The sequence below is a fragment of the Belnapia mucosa genome (assembly GCF_016775475.1).
GTDB classification, from domain to species: domain Bacteria; phylum Pseudomonadota; class Alphaproteobacteria; order Acetobacterales; family Acetobacteraceae; genus Belnapia; species Belnapia mucosa.
Genome location: NZ_JAEUXJ010000003.1, coordinates 534,274 through 551,685, shown reverse-complemented (window position 1 = coordinate 551,685; position 17,412 = coordinate 534,274). Strand labels below are relative to the sequence as shown.

The following is a 17,412-nucleotide window of genomic DNA, read 5'->3' as shown; positions in this document are numbered from 1 at the left end:
ACGAGAGCCCTTGGCTCCAATCCCTCCACCTGCGCAAAATGGACGGAATGACCGGGAGGAGGGATAAGGGATGCAGTGGCATCGCCGTGCATTTCTTGCAACAGCAGGGGCGGTTCTGCCGCTGTCGGGTCGGGCCCAGGCGCAGTCCAGCTTTCCGGAACGCCCCGTGCGCATCGTTGTGCCCTTCGCGGCCGGCACCAGCTCCGATGTCCAGGCACGCTTGATCGCGGCCCGGATGGGCGACCAACTCGGCCAGACCTTCGTTGTGGAGAACCGTGCCGGCGCCGGCGGCACGCTCGGCGGCGAGGTTGTCGCCAAGGCACGGCCTGACGGTTACACCCTGCTGCTCGGCTCCAACGGCCCGCTGGTCAACAATCCGGTCCTGCAGGCCCGCATGCCCTATGACGCAGCGGCCGATTTCGAGCCTGTCGCGCTGCTCAGCCGCAGCCCGCTGACGCTATCGGTTCGTGCCGATAGCGCCTGGCACAGCGTGGCCGATCTGACCGCCGCGGCGAAGGCGCAACCCGGTGCGATCAGCATCGGCTCCTCCGGCCAGGGTAGCGCCACGCATTTCCTCATCGAGCAGCTTATGGCTCAGGCCGGCATCCGGCTGAGCCATGTGCCCTACCGCGGCAGCAGCCTCTCTGTGCCCGACCTCATCGCCGGCAACATCCGGCTGGTGATGGCGGAGTTCTCCACCGTGCTGCCGCTATGGCAGGACGGACGCATCCGGATCCTGGCCGTCTCCACCGCAACCCGCTCAGCTCTGGCGCCGGCCGTGCCGACCCTCATAGAGAGCGGGCTGCCACACCTGACCGGTGGCTCCTGGGCGGCGCTCGTCGCGCCTGCCGGCACGCCGGCGCCGGTTATCGGAATACTGGCCAGGGCCGCTGCCGCCGTGCTGGAGGATCCTGGTTACCGCGAGCGTCAGGCCGAGGTTGGGGCGCAACTCGCCGACCCAGCCGAACGCAGCCCCACGGGTCTCGCCGCCTTCCTTGCCGCCGAGCGGCAGCGCATTCGCCGCACCGCGGAGGTGGCCGGCATCCGCCCGGAATAGGTGCGAACACCCGGAATCCGTCGCTTGGGCAGACGAAGACGGAAGGTGTTCTTGCGCACTGTAAATATTTGCCCTTCTCGGTTCGTTGCGGCGACCGGCGAGGGTACCACTGCCTGAGCTATTCATGACCAAGGCAAGCTTTGTAAAGCTTGCGGCAAGGAAGGTTGTCGCCGGTTATAGAATAGCGAAGGAGCACAGCTTGGCGCTTGGATGCGGGCATTCCCGACCCGGCCAGTCCCTGCCCATCTTCGCCGAAGCCGCAACCAACTCTGCTCTTACGGCTTGAGCTTGGCATCGGTGGGAGGTGCGGATGGACGGTCAGAGGATCGGCCCTGCAGCGCAGGGAGGCGTGATGGAAGGCCATTGGGGCGCGTTCGGCATCGGCGTCCTGTCCGGGCTTCGTAGCATGTCGGCCGTGGCCGCCCTGAGCTGGGCCGCCGCGTCCGGCCACATCCGGATCGGTTGGATCCCGCTCGGTCCTGAGAGACGCGGGCTTGCGACCGTGGCCGCCCTGGCCGAGATGGCTGGCGACAAGATGCCATTCGCGCCCGACCGCCGTATCGTCCCGTCCTTCCTGGTTCGCCTCGTCCTTGGTGCGGTCGGTGGCGCGGCCCTGGCCGGAGGCGGCGTATCGAGAAGGGAGGGCGCCATGACCGGTGTCGCCGGTGCTGTTGCTGGCACGCTGCTCGGCCGCGCGGCACGAGGCGCCACCACCCGGTCCGGCAGCGACTGGGCACGCGCGCTCACCGAGGATGCCTTGGCAGCCAGCCTTGCCCTGGCGCTCGTCTGCTCGGCTGCGCGGCCGGGCAGGATCTAGGCCGGGGCGACAACCCTTGCATCCCAGTGGAACACGGCCGTCCGGGTCAGGGTGCCTTCGGTTGCTGCCAGGCCGCACGGGCCGATAGCACGCGCTGCTGCGCGGAGGGGAAACCGGTGACGGACGATACCCTGGAGTTCAGCGTGGCGCAGCGGGATGCCGGTGATGACGCGCCCGGGGCTACGGCTGCCTTCCCCTATGACCGCATGACCGTGGAGCGCTTTCGCGAGGCATTCCCAAGGGCACGCTGGCGCGACGACCTGGGGGCCTGGTTCGTACCGGGCGCGCGAGCGGAACGGCGCCTGACGACATGGATGGGCCGCGAATGGTCGGGCGTGCTGGCCTATGCCGACCAGCGTGGCCGTGACGCCTTCGCGTTCGAGCCCATCGCCAGTCCCTATCTGGAGGTCGCCGACGGCCTTGTGGTCAGGACGCCATACTCCCGGGCGGTCATCACCGAGTTGCGGGCAGTGCCCTGGGCCCGGTGGGACCCGGCAGTGAAGGCCTGGCGCGTGCCGTTCCGCTCCGTTGAGGAGCTGCGCAGGCGCTGGCCCGCTATCGAGGACGCGGCCCGCCTGGCCGAGCCCAAGGAGCGGCGAAAGCGGGAGGAGAGCCGCAAGGCCTCTCCTGAGCAGGCAGAACGGCGAGCCGAGGCCGCTGAACGCCGCCGGCGGCGGTATCCCGTGCCCGAGGACGCACAGCCGCCGCTCGGCCGCGTGCTGATGACCCATGCGGGATGTGTGCTGTTCGAGGCCATGACCGGCGAGCTTGCGGAACCTGATGTCACCACCCGCTTCTACCCGGGTGTCGTTGCCGGATCCGCCACGTTGATCTGGGCGGCCTGGCGCAGGCCGAACCATGCCGAGATGGTTCAGGCTTGGCCCGCACGCACACCGCCCAGCCCGTCTGATTTGGCGCGCGGCTGGTGGCAGCCAGTGATTGAGGTATTGCGGGAGGAGCGCCGCAGGGCAGCATCTCTCGAGCGTGCACGGATAACGCATCGCTCCAAAAAGCCGTAAGCAATGATTGCCGGATGATTTAGCCTCAAGCGATCCTGATACCGACAGGATTCCTGAAGACCGGCAAGCGGGGCCTGGCCGGGGATACGTCCGGGGCTGCCACGCCGGATGAAATCAGGACGCTGCGGCAGGAACTCGCATCCTCAAGGAGAGGCTGGCCGAGCAGGCCCTTGAGCTGCGGCTGACACTACAACCACCAGCGCTACCACGAGAGCCTGGGCAACCTGACCCTGCCGACGTCCACTTCGACTGGGGCCAGACCTCCTGCACGAGCGCGGATGCATCAAGCGCAGGACCATCCAGCAACGCCGCCTGCTGCACCAAACCCAAGCTGCTCAACCCGCAACTCAGATGGGCCAGATCCTCCGCTCACCAGACCGCCCCAACGCCCCAAAACATTCGAGGCAGGCAGCTCACAACCGGCACTTAGCGCCGTGATCGTTGCTTTGGGATCACATACGACTGCCTGAATGCCACAGCCGCTGCGCTGTCACGCCCTGGTGAAAAGCGATCGCAGCAACTTAGAGCATTTTGTTGACGCCCCGAATGAAACCCTTGGGGGAAGGGTTCGCAGGGGGCGGGGGGAGATCATGCGTATACTAATTGTCGAGGACGAGGTGCTGATCCGGATGCTGGTCCGCGACCTGCTGGAAGATGCCGGCTTCGAATGCCGGGATGCCGGTGACGCTGCAGATGCAGCGGAGATACTTGACGACAAGGGCGGTTGGCAGCCGGACCTGCTGGTGACCGACTATAATCTCGGCCCAGGGCCGAATGGCGTCGCGGTCGCGACCGAGGCAAGGCGACGTTCACCTGGATTGCCGGTCGTCTATGCCACCGGCAACCCGGAATGCCTTGCCGGTCAACTGTTGGGGGTGCGGGAGCGTGTCGTGGTGAAGCCATTCACCTCGGATGAACTCGTCGAAGCCGTGCATGATCTCGGCCAGCCAGTGGGACCTTGGGCCGAACCGCGTCAGCAGGTCGTCGCCGCGTCCCTGTGAATCCAGCTCCAGGCATTCCGAAGCCGCATGCGCTGAACCTGTGCCGGCGGCTGGATCTACCCGATCCAGCCCAAGGCACTCAGCCGGTCGCCCTCGCCATTGAGGAAGCGCTCGCCAATATCGGCCCGCCAGCGCAATTCGGGTGCGATGACATTGCGGGCTCGGGCCTTGGCTGCCGCTTGGGCATCCCGCACCGTCATACCCGTGCCGGTCACGATCATGGCGTGCCCCGACCGGCGGCGCACGAGCAATTGCCCCTCTGGATCACGTCGGACGTCCACGGGATGGTAATGGCCAAGTTCCTCCGCGTCGGGCGGCTCGCCGTAGAAGATCGGCACATCATCCGCTGGCGTCGCCTGCTGGTCCACTGCCGGAAAGGGCGGCACGGTCAGCACCACGGCCACCGACCAACCCGGAACCGTTTCGAAATTTTCGAAGCCGCCCTCGGCCATGCGGTGGAACAGGTCGCCCCAGCCGCCACGCTGCATCGCCGCCAGCACGGCGAAGCCAGGATTGCCGAACCGGCAGGTAAACTCGAGCGGCAGCGGGCCGCGTTCGTCCACCATGAGGTTGAGGTTGACGTAGCCGACATGCCCCGCCTCGGCGAGCAGCGGCGCGACGCGCCCGAGCGTCGCTTCGAACAACCGCTCCCCGCCCTCATAGCTGGCGAGCGTGCCCATCTCGCCGGTCATCTCGCCCATTTCCCCAGGGAAGAAACGCTTGTGCTCGAAGTCGATGCAGGCCGGGCGCAGGAACTGCCGGCCGTCGAAATAGGCGCCGACACCGACCTCGACGCCACCCAGCCGCTCCTGCAGCAGCACCCGCCCGGGGCCGGCGCGCCGCAGCATGAAGGCAAGGTCGAGCCCGGCCGGATGCTCGCCCACGAAGGTCGGCAGGCGGCTGTCATCGAATTTCAGCACCTGGCATCCGGGCGCCTGCGCCAGCCACCGCAGCGCCTCGGCGGGGCTGTCGAAAGCCCGGCTGCCGGCTACCGGCAGGCCGAGCCGCTGCAGCACCGCCTGCCCGAAGGCCCGGTCGTTTTCCAATCGGTCGCCGAAGGCGCTCCCACCGATGACCCGATATCCATCGCGCCGGAGCGCATCGGCGATCTCGCCACGGTTGGCGCGCTCGAACAGGATGATGCCGTCGCGGCCGACCCAGTCGAGTTGCTGCCGCCAGTCGGGCACGGTCTCGATCAGGCCGTCGAAGGCGCGCTCCTCGGGGCTGTCCTCGGCATGCACCCGCACAGCATGCCCCTCGCGCATCAGGGCAAGGTAGATATCGCCGAGATACACGCGTGGACCGACGGCCAGGATTCGCATCACCTTCGTCCTGTTCATGGCTCCGAACCCGGAACGCCTTCCCCTGGAACCGGTTCGGGATGCCGACCTGGCTCGGGCCGCTCGCGCGGCGATCGGCGAATTGCGTCGCTCCCGCTCCGCACATCCTCGGCGGTGGCGTAGGCAGGATCGGCTGTCAGCACCACGAAGGGCACGGCGAGCAGCAACGGCATCCAGACCGGCGCGGTGACCAGGACCGGAAACAGCCCCCCGCAGGACAGAAGGGCAAGGCTGCCAAGGCCCACCACCATGCTGAAGCGAAGCCGCCGCGCCGTCGCGCCCCAAGGCAGGCTGCGCCCATCCCGCTGCTGCAGATCCCATCCCGCGGGCGTCCCCGCTGCGAAGGCCAGGATGAGCCATGTCCGTTCAGCAGCCATGATCGCATCGGCCGCGACCGAAGCGGCGATTTCTCCCAGGATCTTGCGAAGGCGCGCGAGCCTTGGCTCCGGCCTCAGCAAGGCCTCCGCATGGCCGGCGAGCTTCGGCAGATGGAGCAGCAGGAAGCCGGCTGCCAGCAGGACCAGCAGCCAGATCCGGGAGGTTCCCTCGCCGCCGCCGGTCGCCACATTGAGCGCCGCCAAGGGCAGCAAGGCGAACCAGAATGGCGTCAGCGCATAATGAAGGATCGCCTGCACCATCTGCAGCCGGCCCACCCGGCCGAGATCGGGGCGCTGCAACAAGTAGCGGTATTGCAGGTTCCCACGCGCCCAGCGGATGTCGCGGTCGAGACAGGCCAGCAGGTCCGGCGGATGCCGCTCGAAGGAGCCGACATCGTCCGGCAGGACCCGCACCGCCCAACCGGCACCATGCAGCAGCGCGGCTTCGACCTGGTCATGGCTCAGGATCGCCTCGCCGTCGGGCAAGGGAGGGAGGCGGGCATGGGTGCGGAACGGGGCGATGCGGATCAGGGCATTGTGGCCCCAGAACGCCCCTTCCGGCCCCTGCCACCAAGCCTGGCCGGTGGCCCAGATCCGCATGCCATGCCGCTGGCCCAGGCTGAAAGCCCGTGCGAAGCGGGTCGTTGCCCCATGGCCGCAGGTGGTCGGTTGCAGGATCGCCAGGCGCCGGTCGGCCTGCATCAACCGCACGAGGCGTGTAACCGCCGCCGCGGACATGACCGAATCCGCATCCAGCAGCAGCAGGAATTCGTCCTCGGCATCCCGGTCGAGGAAATCCATCAGGTTGCCGGCCTTGTAGCCGCTGTTGCGCGCCCTCCGCCGGTAGCGGACCGCCCCCGCCGGAAACCCCGCCGCGAGGCTGGCCGCCGCCGCCGCCTCCGCCAGGGCTGTTGCGCCGTCCGGGGTGTCGGACAGGATGGCGAGGCGAAAGCGATCGGCACTGGCGGCCGAGGCGCGCAACCTCGCCAGCAGGCGCTTCAGGGAAGGCAGAACCGCCTCCATATCCTCGCATCGCACGCAGACGGCGATCACGGTGCGAGCCCCGATGGCGGCTTCCTGCCAACCGGGCTGCCGCATCACGGGCAGGACGGCGGCCAGCGGATCGGGCGACAGCATGCGGATGGCGAAGCCGATCAGCCCCGTCGCCCCGGCCAGGCCCAGCCAGGGTGCGTTGACGGCCAGGCAGGCGAGGATCAGCGCCTCCCATACCGTCCAGCCGCCGGCCGACAGCACATGCCATCCCAGCACGATCAGGCTCGAGGCGATGCCGGCCACCAGCGCCGCCACTACGCCACGTCGCCGCCGCAGCGCGCGCCGCTCCCCTTCCAGCGTGGCGGAGCTCAGCTCCAGAGCTGCCGCCGGCTTTGGCCTGCCATGCGTCGTTCCCAGCTGATGGCATCGGCGATGATGGAGTCGAGATCGTCGAAGGCCGGCCGCCAGGCGAGCAGGCTGCGGATGCGCTGCGCGGCCGCGACGACGGCAGGCGGGTCGCCTGGACGCCGGGGCGCCACCCGAACCGGCAGCGTCACCCCCGTGGCCCGCTCGACCGCCCTGAGCACGGCGCGCACCGAATGCCCGCGGCCGTAGCCGCAGTTCAGCACGGCGGTCTCGCCGCCCATGGCGAGGTGCCGCAGCGCCTCGACATGCGCGCGCGCGAGGTCGGTGACATGGATGTAGTCGCGGATGCCGGTGCCGTCAGGCGTGTCGTAATCCTCACCGTAGATCGCCACCTCGCGGCGCTGCCCGAGCGCGGCCTCGCAGGCCACCTTGATCAGATGCGTGGCGCCTGCGACGCGCTGGCCGGCGCGCCCGGCCGGGTCGGCACCGGCCACGTTGAAATAGCGCAGCGCGACGACCTCCAGCCGATGCGCAGCGGAAATGGCCTGCAGCAACTGCTCCGCCGCGTGCTTCGAGGCGCCATAGGGGTTGATTGGCCGGCAGGGCGCATCCTCGTCGACCGGCAGCCGGTCCGGGATGCCGTAGACGGCGGCGGTGGAGGAAAAGACCAGCCGCGTGACGCCCTCGGCGACGCAGGCTTCGGCGAGGATGAGGGTATTGGCCAGGTTGTTCCGCCAGTAGCGGACGGGATCGACGACGCTCTCGGGTGCGATCAGCGAGCCGGCCATGTGCACTATGGCGCCCACGCCGCAGCTTCGGATCGCCGTCCGCACCGCCGCCGCATCGCCGGTGCTCGCCTGCACCAGCGGCACCCCGGGCGGCACGGCCTCGCGGCAGCCGGTCGAGAGGTCGTCGAGGACCACGACGCGCAGGCCGGCATCGAGCAAGGCGAGGACGACATGGCTGCCGATATACCCGGCGCCGCCGGTGACGAGGATGGTGGAGCCGTCCGTCATGCCGCCACCCGGAGCGGCACCGCACCCCTTTCCCGGAACCGCTCGACTGGTCCGGCGGCGTCCAGCGCGCGCTGCAGCCCGTCCTCGCCGCCGAACTGGAAGCCGAGCTGCGTCGTATAGGCCGCGCAGGCAGCGAAGCGTGCCGCCGCATCGCCAGGGATCGCGCGTTCCGGATCGACTTCCATCGCCGCAGCGAAGGGGCGGGCCGTCTCGCGCTGCGGACGGGTCGCATAGGGGAAATCGGTCCACCACAGCACCGGCAGCCCGGCGGGCAGCACGGCCTGGATCGCCTCGACCAGGCGGACATGGTCGACATGCCCGCCAATGGCCTGGGGTGCCAGCAGCAGGTCGGGCGCCTCGGCGATCAGCGCCGCGAGCGCGCCGGAGAGCGGCGGCAGAATCGCATCCGCCTCATGCGGCGGGCCGAACAGGGCGCGTGCATCCGCATAGCCGCGATGCGGCGCTTCCGGGAAGTCGAGCCAGAGCGGCCTTGCGCCGAGCCGGGCGCAGGCCTCGGCATCCTCGGCGCGGCGGAGCGCCATGTAGTCCACATCCGCTGGCAGGTTCTTGTCGAGCTGGCAGGCCAGGGCGAAGCCGGTGGGGTTCGGCACGGAGCGGGTGAAGGCCGTGGCCACCGTCACTTCCCATCCTGCCTGTGCCAATGCCGCGAGCGTGCCGCCGCAGGAGAAGGCGGCGTCGTCGAGATGCGGCGAGAGGGCGAGGGCGCGCGGCATCAGAGCAGGTGCGGCGCGGCGCGGAACCGGCAGTCCGGGTCGCGCGGCAGGAGGGGATCGAAGCCGGTATCGGGTTTCTGGCCGGCGACCTCGGCATAGACCTCCATGATCTGGCGGCCGACCGCCTCCCAGGAATAGGTGCGCCGGCATTCCTCCAGCGCGGTCGCGGCGAGGCGGCGGCGCAACGGCGCGTCCTCGATGATTCGGCGCAGCGCGGCGGCCAGCGCGGGGATGTCGCCCGGCTGCACCAGCAGGCCGTTCTCGCCGTCGCGAAGGCAGTCGACGACGCCGACGGCGTAGCAGGAGACGCTCGGCAGCCCGTTCGCCATCGCCTCGAGGATGGTGTTGCTGAAACCCTCGGCATAGGTCGGGCTGACGAAAACATCGGCCTCGCGGTAGAGGGCGGGGGCGGCGTCGTAATCCGCATAGCCGGTAAAGCGGACCGGGACGCCACGCTCCTCTGCCAGCGCACGGGAGCTGTCGTAGTCCGGCCCGATGCCGGAGATGGTGGCGGCGAAGCCCAGGCCCTCGGCCTGGAGCAGGGCCAGCGCCTCGATCATGTCGAGGGCGCCTTTCCGCCGGTCGACGCGGCCGTGATAGAGCAGGCGAACGGGGTCCTGGGCCTCCCCGGGGACGAAGCCCGCAGCGGGGTGGAAGCGTTCGGTATCAACGGCGCCGGGGACGATGGTGAACCGCTCCCGCGCCACGCCGAGGCGCTCGACCACCTCCTGCGCGAAGCTCTCGCAGCCGATCAGCAGCGCGTTCGCATGGTTCAGCACGTTCAGCATGCCGAGCCGGTGGGTCTCGCAGCAGGAGCCGACCCAGTGGCCGTCGCCGCCCTGGATGGAGACGACGGTCGGGATGCCGAGCTCGCGCGCCGCCAGCAGCACGGCCCAGCCATTCGGGTAGCCGTATTGCGCGTGCAGGAGGTCGAAGGGCTTCTTCCGGTGCTCCTCGAGGATGACGGAGACCATGTCATCCACGTCACGCTCGAAATCGGCGCCGCCTGGCTCGGCGAAGGCTTCCTCGCCGAGGGACTGGCGGCCGATGACGGTGACGCCTGGCACCGCCGGCGGCGGGCCGCCGCCATAGACGCGCGTGCCAGCGGCATCGCCGCGGTACTGGCTGACCATCGTCACGTCATGCCCGGCGGCGACAAGCTGGCGCAGCAGGTTGACCGCATAGACGCTCATGCCGCTGATGGCCGGGAAGAAGCGGCGGCTGCAGAACAGGATCCTCATCGGGTGTCTCCTTCCCGGCATTGCCGCAGCCAGTCGAGGGATTGCGGGATCATCCGGTCGGCGCGGTGGCTCTCGCGTGACAGCTCGACGCAGACGAGGCGGGCGAAGCCGATCGCCTCCAACGCGTCGAGGCAGCCGGGGATGTCCATGTCGCCCTCGCCGAAGGGCAGGTGGGTGTGGTCGCCGCGGCGCATGTCCTCGATCGCCACGGTGCCGATCTCCACGGCGAATTCGCGCACCGCATCGGCTGGCTCACGCTCCTGCGTTACCAGGCAATGGCCGAGGTCGAGGGCGAGGGTGAGGCCGGGCAGGTGCGGCTGCAGCCTGGCCCAGTCGTCCAGCGTCTCGACTAGCATGCCGGGCTCCGGCTCCAGCGCCGCGGTCACGCCGTGGCGGGTGGCGTAGTCCGTCACCTGCGCCAGGCCCTCCAGCAGCCATTCGCCGGCCTCGCCGCGATCGACCCCTGGCCGGGGCACGCCGGCCCAGAAGGACACCGCCTCGGCCTCAAGGATGTTGCCGATGTCGATGGCGCGCTGGAGGAAAGCGACGCGCCGCGCGCGGCCTTCGGCGTTCGGGGTCAGCAGGGTCGGCTCGTGCTTGTGCCGCGGGTCGAGCAGGAAGCGCGCCCCGGTCTCGATGACGCAGCCGAGGCGCCGGGTGCGCAGCTCGCGCGCGAGCGCCTCCGTGCGGGCCACCCAGCCTTCTTCCAGCGGGTCGAGATGCTGGAAGTCGAGGGTGAGGGCGATGCCGTCGTAGCCGGCCTCGGCGATCAGCGCGATGGCATCGGCGAGGCGGTGGTTGGCGGCGCCGTTGGTGTTGTAGGCGAAGCGCAGCGCCATGGTCAGGCCGCCTGCCGCTGGCGGTAGAGCTGGGCGGAGAAGGTGCCGCATTCGCGGTAGAGCGGGTAGAGCCGGCCGACCGTCTCGTCCGCCCGCCGCGCATCGAACCAAGCCGGGCCGCCGGCGCGCGCCTCGTCCTCGGGCCGCAGCAGGATGCGCGCCGCGCCCTCGCGCGGTGCGTCGAGCAGCAGCGGGTCACCGCGCTCGCGCAGGCGGCGGACGCCGCGCCAGCCGATGCGGTGGTAGCTCATCGTCTCGCTCTCAAGGCCGGGGACGATGGTCTTCACCGCCTTCACCGGGCTGCCGGAGGGCGAGCAGTCGATCACCAGTGGCTCCAGCCGCTCGGTGGCCAGGCGCTCGAGCAGCAACCGCAGCCGGGCGTCCGGGTCCGTGACCGCTGCCGCCGGCACGGTCGGCAGGTCGGACAGCCGCACGCGGCGGCGATCCGAGAAAACGCTGCCGGCGAGGCGGCGGCGCAACTCGCCCGCCTCCTGGCCGACCCATTCGGCCATGGCGTGCAGGGCGCGCCCTTCCTCTTCCTCCAGCATGGCGACGCCGATCTGGCGGTCGACATAGTCGCGCGGCAGCGCGGCCTGGACGAGCTCGATAGGCCCGTGCGTCGCCGCCTTGCGCGAGCGGGAGCCGCAGAATTCCAGCAGTGCCTTGCGCAGCGTGCGCGATCGATCGGGATGCGAGGCCTCGCCGCAGGAGGTGACCTGCACCGGCACCGTCGGGGCGCCGCGGTCGTTGCCGACGACATAGAGGTTGGGGATGCCGAAATCGATGCAGGCGAGCTTGACGGTGACGTCGATGCCGAGCGAGCGGAGATGCTCCAGCAGCCTGGCGACCTCAGGCTCCTCCTCGGTGTCGATGTCCACCACCACGCCCTGATCGAGCGCGCGGTAGGTGACGGCGTTGCCGTCGCGCTGGAGCAGTTCCATCAGCCCGTGCGCCACCGCATGCGGCAGGTCGAAGCCGGCGCCGAGGCCGTTGGTGATCGGCGTGATCAGGCGCGACGGCTCGCCGAGCTGGTAGGGATAGGCGGCGACCCAATCACGGGGCACCAGCACCGGCTCGCCGCTGGACCAGCGCCGCGCCTCGACCCAGGAGAGCGGCATCTCCGGCGTGTAGGGGCTGCCGGCCGGCAGGCAGAGCGTCAGCGGGTCGGCGACGCCGGCCGCGCCGCGCTGCCGCACCATATCCGCGTAGGAGCCATCGAATCGCTCGGCCTGCTTCATCCAGGCGCCGACATGCACTTCCTCGCAGAGCTCGCCGAGCGCGCCGACCTCTGCCTCGATCGGCTCGAAGCCGTAGCCATAGCCGGTGGTGGCCGGCTCCTTCGCCACGATCAGGTTGGCCTGCACCACGGGGATGCCGATGCGGTCCAGCATGTCGATGCGGAAGACGGTGACATGCCCTTCCTCCGGCATGGAGGCGCGGAAGGCGCGGGCGACCTCGTGCAGGTCGGTGGTCTGGCTCATCGGGTCGCGCTCCTGCGCAGTTCGTCCAGGGGCAGGTGCCGCACGCCCGGCGGGCCGCGGAGCTGGTCGTCCAGCACGGCAAGGGCGATCTCGCGGCCGATGCCGGGCGCGTGCTCGAAGGGCGTGCAGACCGTGTCGAAGTCGAGGCCCGCGATCACCTCGCGGTAGCGGCGGATCTCGCCCGGCGTCAGCGGGATCGACTTGTGGAAGGCCTTGTGAGTCGAGACGGCGGTGCTGTTGCCGGCCGCGTCCTGGTCGACCTTGAAGGCGTCGCCGCAGAAGAGGATGCGCCGCCCGGCATCGTGCAGCACGGCCTGGCCTTCGTAGTGGCCGCCGACATGGTGCAGCACGAGGCCGGGCGCGATCTCCAGCGCCTCGTCATAGGGCCAGGTGACGCGGAAGGCCTTGGTGAGGCGGAGGTCCTCCTTCTGGATCGCCATGACCTCCGGCCGGAACACGTCCTGCAGCTGCCAGAGCGCGCCGTAGCCATGCACATGCGAGGCGGCGAGGATGCGGATGCCACCCAGCCGCTCGATCTCGGCCAGCATGTCGTTGGTGTAGAAGGGCGCCGCCTCGAAGGCGATGTTGCCTTCCGGGTGCAGCAGCAGCCAGCCGGTGCCGTTCAGGCCGAGCGGCGGCGAGACGGAGAAGGCGACCAGGTCGCGCTCCAGCCGGCGCCAGTGGCCGCGCAGCATCGGCCGCACCTCCTCCACCGTCAGGAAGCGCCAGCCATCCTCGGGCAGGTCGTTGCGCGTGTCGGTGCAGACGGGGCAGTCCGGCGGCGGGGCGAAGTAGCGCTGCCAGTGGCCGCAATTGGCGCAGGCATAGGGCTTCAGCGGCATCGGCGCTCTCCGGCGGCGGCATAGGCGCGCTCGACGAGGCGCATGGTGTGGAGGTCCCGCGCGAGCGAGAAGGCATCCGGCTGGGCCTCGCCCCGCAGCCAGCGGGCGAAGGCGTCCATCTGCCGCAGGAAGGGCGAGGCCTCGGCCTCCGGCACCGGCAGCGGCGTGCGAAGGCCGAGGCGGCCGTCGATGCACCACACCTTGCCGCCGGGCGCCTGACCCATGGTGCGCTCGGCAAGGAGCTGCCCGGTCGTGCCGAGCACCTCGAGCTGCCGGCGCGGCAGTCCTTCGGGGCAGTTGTAAGCGACGTGGAGCTGCACCAGCACGCCGGAGGCGGTGCGGCCGACCAGCATGGCGCCGTCATCGACCGCGTAGCGCTGCACGCGCTGCTGCGTCAGCGCCGCGATCTCCTCGACCGGCTCGCCCAGCAGGTAGTCCACCAGGTCGAGCCCGTGGGGGGCGAGGTCGATCAGGGCGCCGCCGCCGGCGCGGGAGGCATCGGCGCGCCAGTTGTCCGAGGCCCAGCCGGCATCGACCCAGCAGGCATAGGCAATGCGGATGGCGGTGACCCGGCCGATCGCACCCGCGGCGATGGCGGCGCGGATGGCGGCATGGGCAGGGTGGTGGCGCTGATCGAAGGCGGTGCCGTAGCGGATGCCGGTGGCGCGGATGGTGGCGGCCATGGCCTCGGCCTCGGCGAGGCTGGCGGCCATCGGCTTCTCGCAGAGCACCGGCTTGCCGGCGGCCGCGGCGCGCTCGACGGCGGCGCGGTGCAGGTGGTTGGGCGTGGCGACATAGACGGCCTGCACCGCCGGGTCGGCCAGCAGGCGATCGGCATCGGCATGGGCCTCGGCGCCGAGGGTGCGGGCGTGGCGTCGCGCGCCGGCATCCGGGTCCGCCACCGCGACAAGCCGGCCGCCGGCGCCCAGGAGGCCGGGCACGGCATAGTCGCGCGCCACCCAGCCGAAGCCGATCACGCCCCAGCCCAACGCGCCCGTCGTGGCGTGCTGCGCGGCGTCGAGCATGGTCACCAGCCCTCCGGCAGGTCGACCAGCTCGCGCCGCCGCGCCGCTTCGGCGGTGGCGGGCGAGAGGGGCGCGGCGGGAGGTTGGGCGGTCTCGGGCGGGTAGGTGGCGAGCGGACCGTATTCGCGGGCATAGCGCTCGGAAGGCCAGGCGATGCGGCCTGCCTCGTCATAGAGCGGGTTGCGGCGCAGCAGCGCGCCCGGTGGCGGCAGGGCGACCAGCCCGGTCACCGGCTGCGCCGCCCGCAGGCCGGGCCCCACGGCGGCGGCGAAGGCCTCGGCGCCGCGCAGGGCCTCGGCAGGGGTCGATTGCGGCGTGCGGCCGGCGGTGAGGGCACGGGTCAGCTCGGCATCCTCGTAAAGCCGGGCATCCGGAAGCAGGTCGGCCATCTCCGTGGCGGAGAGGGCGGCGCCGGCCGAGAGGTTGGGCCAGTCGCGGTTATGCACATGGCCGATGAGCAGCATGCCCCGTGCCGGGTCGAGCAACCCGCGCAGCGCATCGAGGATCGGCCGCTTCGGCTCGAGGAAGTAGAAGGCGTCGTGGCAGGCGACGAGGTCGAAGGGCCCCTCCAGCGGCCAGGATTGCGCGGCATCGAGGCAGAGCAGCCGCGCCTCCGGCACCACCCAGTGCCGTGCTACCCAGAGCTTGGCGAAGACCACATCGGCCCCGGTCACCGCGACGCCGCGCCGCGCCAGCTCGCGCAGGTGGTGGCCGATGCCGCAGGCCAGTTCGAAGGCGCTGCGGGGGGCGTTCCAATGCGCTTCGGTCAGGGCCAGCCCGGCGAGGAAGGTCGGGTCCGACCAGCGATGCGCGAAGTAGTCGGCGACGGGGCCCCAGGCGAGCAGGCGCATCGCCTCGCGCAGGGTGAGCGTCGCGCGCTCGCGGATCAACCGGCGCAGCGCGGCCGGGTCGGCCGTGGGGCCGCGCCACCAGTCGTCCTGATCAGCGAGGAGCAGGACAAGCGCGGCTTTGATGTCGCCGGCGTCGCAGTGGGAAAGCGCGGCCTCTGCCAGCGGGCGACGCCCGGCGCGGAGGAAGGGGATGCCATCCGGCGCAGGCCAGCGCAGCCCCGCCGCATCCCGCACCGAATGGGCGGTGTCGGCGATCATGCGGCGAGGCCCATCCGGGCGAGCACCGCATCCTGGAAGGGCTTCACCGGGCCGGCATGCACCAGCTCCATCTCGCGCAGCACGAAGCCCATGCTGGTGCCGGCGGCGCGGAGCTGAGATTCCACCTGTAGGACACGGTCGAGCGTGTCGGCGGCGTGGAAGGCGCGGCCCTCGGGCGTCGTGGCATCGGGCAGGATGCGGCAGGCGGACTCGGTCGCGGCGCGGAGGCCGGGGGGCAGTTCGTCGAGCGCGAGCGCGGTCGCACGCGCCATGGCCGGCGCCAGCCAGTCCCCGAGCGCCATTTCGCCTGCGAAGCCGGAATCGGGCAGCAGCGCGTTGTGGAAGTGATGGGCGAGGGCGGCGAGAAAGACGGTTTCCGGTTGCGCGCCCCAGCTTGGGGCGAGAAGGACGCCGAAGGTGGCGACCAGGGCGCAATGCTCGGCATGGCTTTCCGGCGGGTCGAGGATCAGCCGGCCGCGGCCCGGAGCCGTGGCGCCGGCGCGGGGCTGGGCGGCCAGGCGGGCGACGAAGCGCGGCGGATCGGCGGCCGGCAGCGGGGTGGCCGTGTCGAGCAGCCAAGCGCGCAGGTCGGGCGCGAGCGGTGCCGAGGCCGCCTCGACGGTGGACTGCACGATGGCGCGCGCCGGCTCATCCGGCACGCCGGCTGTGCGCAGCACATCGGCATCGAGATCGCCGAGCACCGTCGCCGCCAGCGCCTGGCGGATCGTGTGGCGGGCGACCTCGGCCGGATACGCCCCGGCCACCAGCGCAGACCATGCATTGGCAAAGAGTCGTTCCGCGATGGAACCGGCGAGATGCGCCGAGCGGATGCGCTTCAGATCTTCGAGGCCGCGCAGCAGGGGCATCAGGGCGGGCGGGGCCAGCCCGCCCTCCTGCTCCGACCTCATCGGTCGGCTTTGTCCCCGAGCCAGTCGGCGAGCATGCGTTCCTGCCGGTGGAAGGCGTGCTCCGGCGCGCGGCGCCCGGCCGTCATTGGCGCCTTGAAGAAGAGCGAGAGCTGCTCCTGCGGGCCGCGTTCGCCACGCTGGCGCGCGAGGTCGAGCACGCGGGCGATCTCCAGCACCAGCGGCGCGGCGAGGACGCTGTCCTTGCAGAGAAAGTTGACCTTGATCTGCATCTTGTGGCCGAGGAAGCCGCTGACGTCGATATTGTCCCAGGCTTCCTTGTCGTCGCCGCGCGGGCGGTAGTAGCGGATGTCGACGAGGTGGTCCTCGACCTTGTAGCCGAGGATGCTGTCGAGCACGTTACCCTTGGTGCCGAGCTTCGACTTCAGGCTGTCCGGGTCCTCGAGCGCCTGGCCGTCCCTGTTGCCGAGGATGTTGGTGGAGAACCAGCCATCGACATGCAACGCGCGGGCGCGGAATGCCGGTGCCAGCACGGTCTTCAGCAGGGTCTGCCCGGTCTTGCCGTCCTTGCCGGCGACGGGCACGCCACGCCGCTCGGCAAGCTCGGTGAGGCCGGGGATGTCGGCCGCGACGGAGGGGGTGAAGTTGCCATAGGCGACGCCCGCCTCGATCGCCGCGGCGGCGTAGAGCATGGCCGGGCCGATATCCGGGTCGTCCTGGTCGAGGGCACGCTGGAAGCCGTCCGCGGTGCGCAGCGCCTCGCCTTCGGCCGGCGTGCGCTCGGTCGAGGCGAGGTTGATCATGACGACATCGTCGAGGTCGTTCGCCGCCTTGAACTGCTGGATGTCGCTGATGATGGCGTCGATCGCCGCGCGGTGGCCGCGCATCTCGCGCATGTTGCCACCGCCGATCCGGCGGCAGAAGGCGCTGCTCGCCACCGCCTTCCATGGCGTGACGCGGGACAGCGCATCCTCAGTGTCGGAAAGTTGGTTGTCGTTCAGGACATGATGCTCGGCCGCAGCGGCGGCAAGGCTCTGCCCGTTCACATCCCAGCCGCCAAAGACAAGGTCCTCGTAGCCGGCGAGGCCGGGCACCGAGACATCAGCGAGTGGAAGTCCGCTCATGCTGTTCGCGCCGCGGCGCATCAGCTCGACCCCGGCCACGGCGGTGGTCGCCACGGCGCCACCCAGACCCACGACCGCCACACCGACGCGACGGCGCCTTGACGCATTCACCATTCCGCTCCGCCCTTGCCTCTTGCCGACGGACATCGGGCCGTATCGGAAATG

16 protein-coding genes are annotated in these 17,412 nt (G+C 70.6%); 4 read left to right on the top strand and 12 right to left on the bottom strand.

Going from position 1 to position 17,412, the window contains the following annotated elements:
• Nucleotides 1-166: 166 nt before the first annotated feature.
• The 4 genes from JMJ55_RS10775 (at nucleotide 167) to JMJ55_RS10755 (ending at nucleotide 3,894) form a co-directional block, all read left to right on the top strand.
• Complete coding sequence (locus JMJ55_RS10775; RefSeq protein ID WP_202825529.1) at nucleotides 167-1,057, top strand: Bug family tripartite tricarboxylate transporter substrate binding protein; 891 nt, start codon at nucleotides 167-169, stop codon at nucleotides 1,055-1,057.
• A 352-nt stretch (nucleotides 1,058-1,409) separates the two neighbouring features.
• A complete protein-coding gene (locus JMJ55_RS10770) occupies nucleotides 1,410-1,874 on the top strand; it encodes a hypothetical protein (protein WP_202825528.1) in 465 nt (154 codons plus the stop codon).
• Between the two features lie 116 nt (nucleotides 1,875-1,990).
• Nucleotides 1,991-2,893, top strand: a complete 903-nt coding sequence (locus tag JMJ55_RS10765; RefSeq protein ID WP_202825527.1) for a hypothetical protein — start codon at nucleotides 1,991-1,993, stop codon at nucleotides 2,891-2,893.
• 470 nt (nucleotides 2,894-3,363) lie between these two features.
• A complete protein-coding gene (locus tag JMJ55_RS10755) occupies nucleotides 3,364-3,894 on the top strand; it encodes a response regulator (RefSeq protein WP_202825526.1) in 531 nt (176 codons plus the stop codon).
• A 56-nt stretch (nucleotides 3,895-3,950) separates the two neighbouring features.
• Here JMJ55_RS10755 and JMJ55_RS10750 read toward each other — a convergent pair whose 3' ends face one another.
• From JMJ55_RS10750 to JMJ55_RS10695, 12 genes are read right to left on the bottom strand one after another with little or no spacing between them, the layout of a single operon-like run.
• Nucleotides 3,951-5,216, bottom strand: a complete 1,266-nt coding sequence (locus JMJ55_RS10750) for a hypothetical protein (protein ID WP_202825525.1) — start codon at nucleotides 5,214-5,216, stop codon at nucleotides 3,951-3,953.
• Between the two features lie 14 nt (nucleotides 5,217-5,230).
• Complete coding sequence (gene mdoH / locus JMJ55_RS10745) at nucleotides 5,231-6,940, bottom strand: glucans biosynthesis glucosyltransferase MdoH (RefSeq protein ID WP_268885292.1); 1,710 nt, start codon at nucleotides 6,938-6,940, stop codon at nucleotides 5,231-5,233.
• Between the two features lie 32 nt (nucleotides 6,941-6,972).
• Nucleotides 6,973-7,986 carry a UDP-glucose 4-epimerase GalE gene (galE, locus tag JMJ55_RS10740; protein WP_202825523.1) on the bottom strand — a complete coding sequence of 338 codons (1,014 nt, stop codon included), beginning with the start codon at nucleotides 7,984-7,986 and terminating at the stop codon, nucleotides 6,973-6,975.
• Nucleotides 7,983-8,720: a PIG-L deacetylase family protein gene (locus JMJ55_RS10735; protein ID WP_202825522.1), complete on the bottom strand. Its 738-nt coding sequence runs from the start codon at nucleotides 8,718-8,720 to the stop codon at nucleotides 7,983-7,985. The genes galE and JMJ55_RS10735 overlap by 4 nt, the downstream gene beginning before the upstream one ends.
• A complete protein-coding gene (locus JMJ55_RS10730) occupies nucleotides 8,720-9,961 on the bottom strand; it encodes a glycosyltransferase family 4 protein (protein WP_202825521.1) in 1,242 nt (413 codons plus the stop codon). The genes JMJ55_RS10735 and JMJ55_RS10730 overlap by 1 nt, the downstream gene beginning before the upstream one ends.
• Complete coding sequence (locus JMJ55_RS10725) at nucleotides 9,958-10,800, bottom strand: sugar phosphate isomerase/epimerase family protein (RefSeq protein ID WP_202825520.1); 843 nt, start codon at nucleotides 10,798-10,800, stop codon at nucleotides 9,958-9,960. The genes JMJ55_RS10730 and JMJ55_RS10725 overlap by 4 nt, the downstream gene beginning before the upstream one ends.
• Before the next feature lie 2 nt (nucleotides 10,801-10,802).
• The gene (locus JMJ55_RS10720) at nucleotides 10,803-12,281 is read right to left on the bottom strand and encodes a YcaO-like family protein (RefSeq protein WP_202825519.1); all 1,479 of its coding nucleotides are present in this window, start codon (nucleotides 12,279-12,281) and stop codon (nucleotides 10,803-10,805) included.
• Nucleotides 12,278-13,123, bottom strand: a complete 846-nt coding sequence (locus tag JMJ55_RS10715) for an MBL fold metallo-hydrolase (RefSeq protein ID WP_202825518.1) — start codon at nucleotides 13,121-13,123, stop codon at nucleotides 12,278-12,280. The genes JMJ55_RS10720 and JMJ55_RS10715 overlap by 4 nt, the downstream gene beginning before the upstream one ends.
• The gene (locus tag JMJ55_RS10710) at nucleotides 13,114-14,148 is read right to left on the bottom strand and encodes a Gfo/Idh/MocA family protein (RefSeq protein WP_236033631.1); all 1,035 of its coding nucleotides are present in this window, start codon (nucleotides 14,146-14,148) and stop codon (nucleotides 13,114-13,116) included. Before JMJ55_RS10710 ends, JMJ55_RS10715 begins: the two co-directional genes overlap by 10 nt.
• A gap of 2 nt (nucleotides 14,149-14,150) precedes the next feature.
• Nucleotides 14,151-15,257, bottom strand: a complete 1,107-nt coding sequence (locus JMJ55_RS10705; protein ID WP_202825516.1) for a class I SAM-dependent methyltransferase — start codon at nucleotides 15,255-15,257, stop codon at nucleotides 14,151-14,153.
• A complete protein-coding gene (locus tag JMJ55_RS10700) occupies nucleotides 15,254-16,165 on the bottom strand; it encodes a hypothetical protein (protein WP_202825515.1) in 912 nt (303 codons plus the stop codon). Before JMJ55_RS10700 ends, JMJ55_RS10705 begins: the two co-directional genes overlap by 4 nt.
• On the bottom strand, nucleotides 16,162-17,301 hold the full coding sequence (locus JMJ55_RS10695; protein ID WP_202825514.1) for an inositol-3-phosphate synthase: 1,140 nt from the start codon (nucleotides 17,299-17,301) through the stop codon (nucleotides 16,162-16,164). The genes JMJ55_RS10700 and JMJ55_RS10695 overlap by 4 nt, the downstream gene beginning before the upstream one ends.
• Between the last annotated feature and the right edge of the window lie 111 nt (nucleotides 17,302-17,412).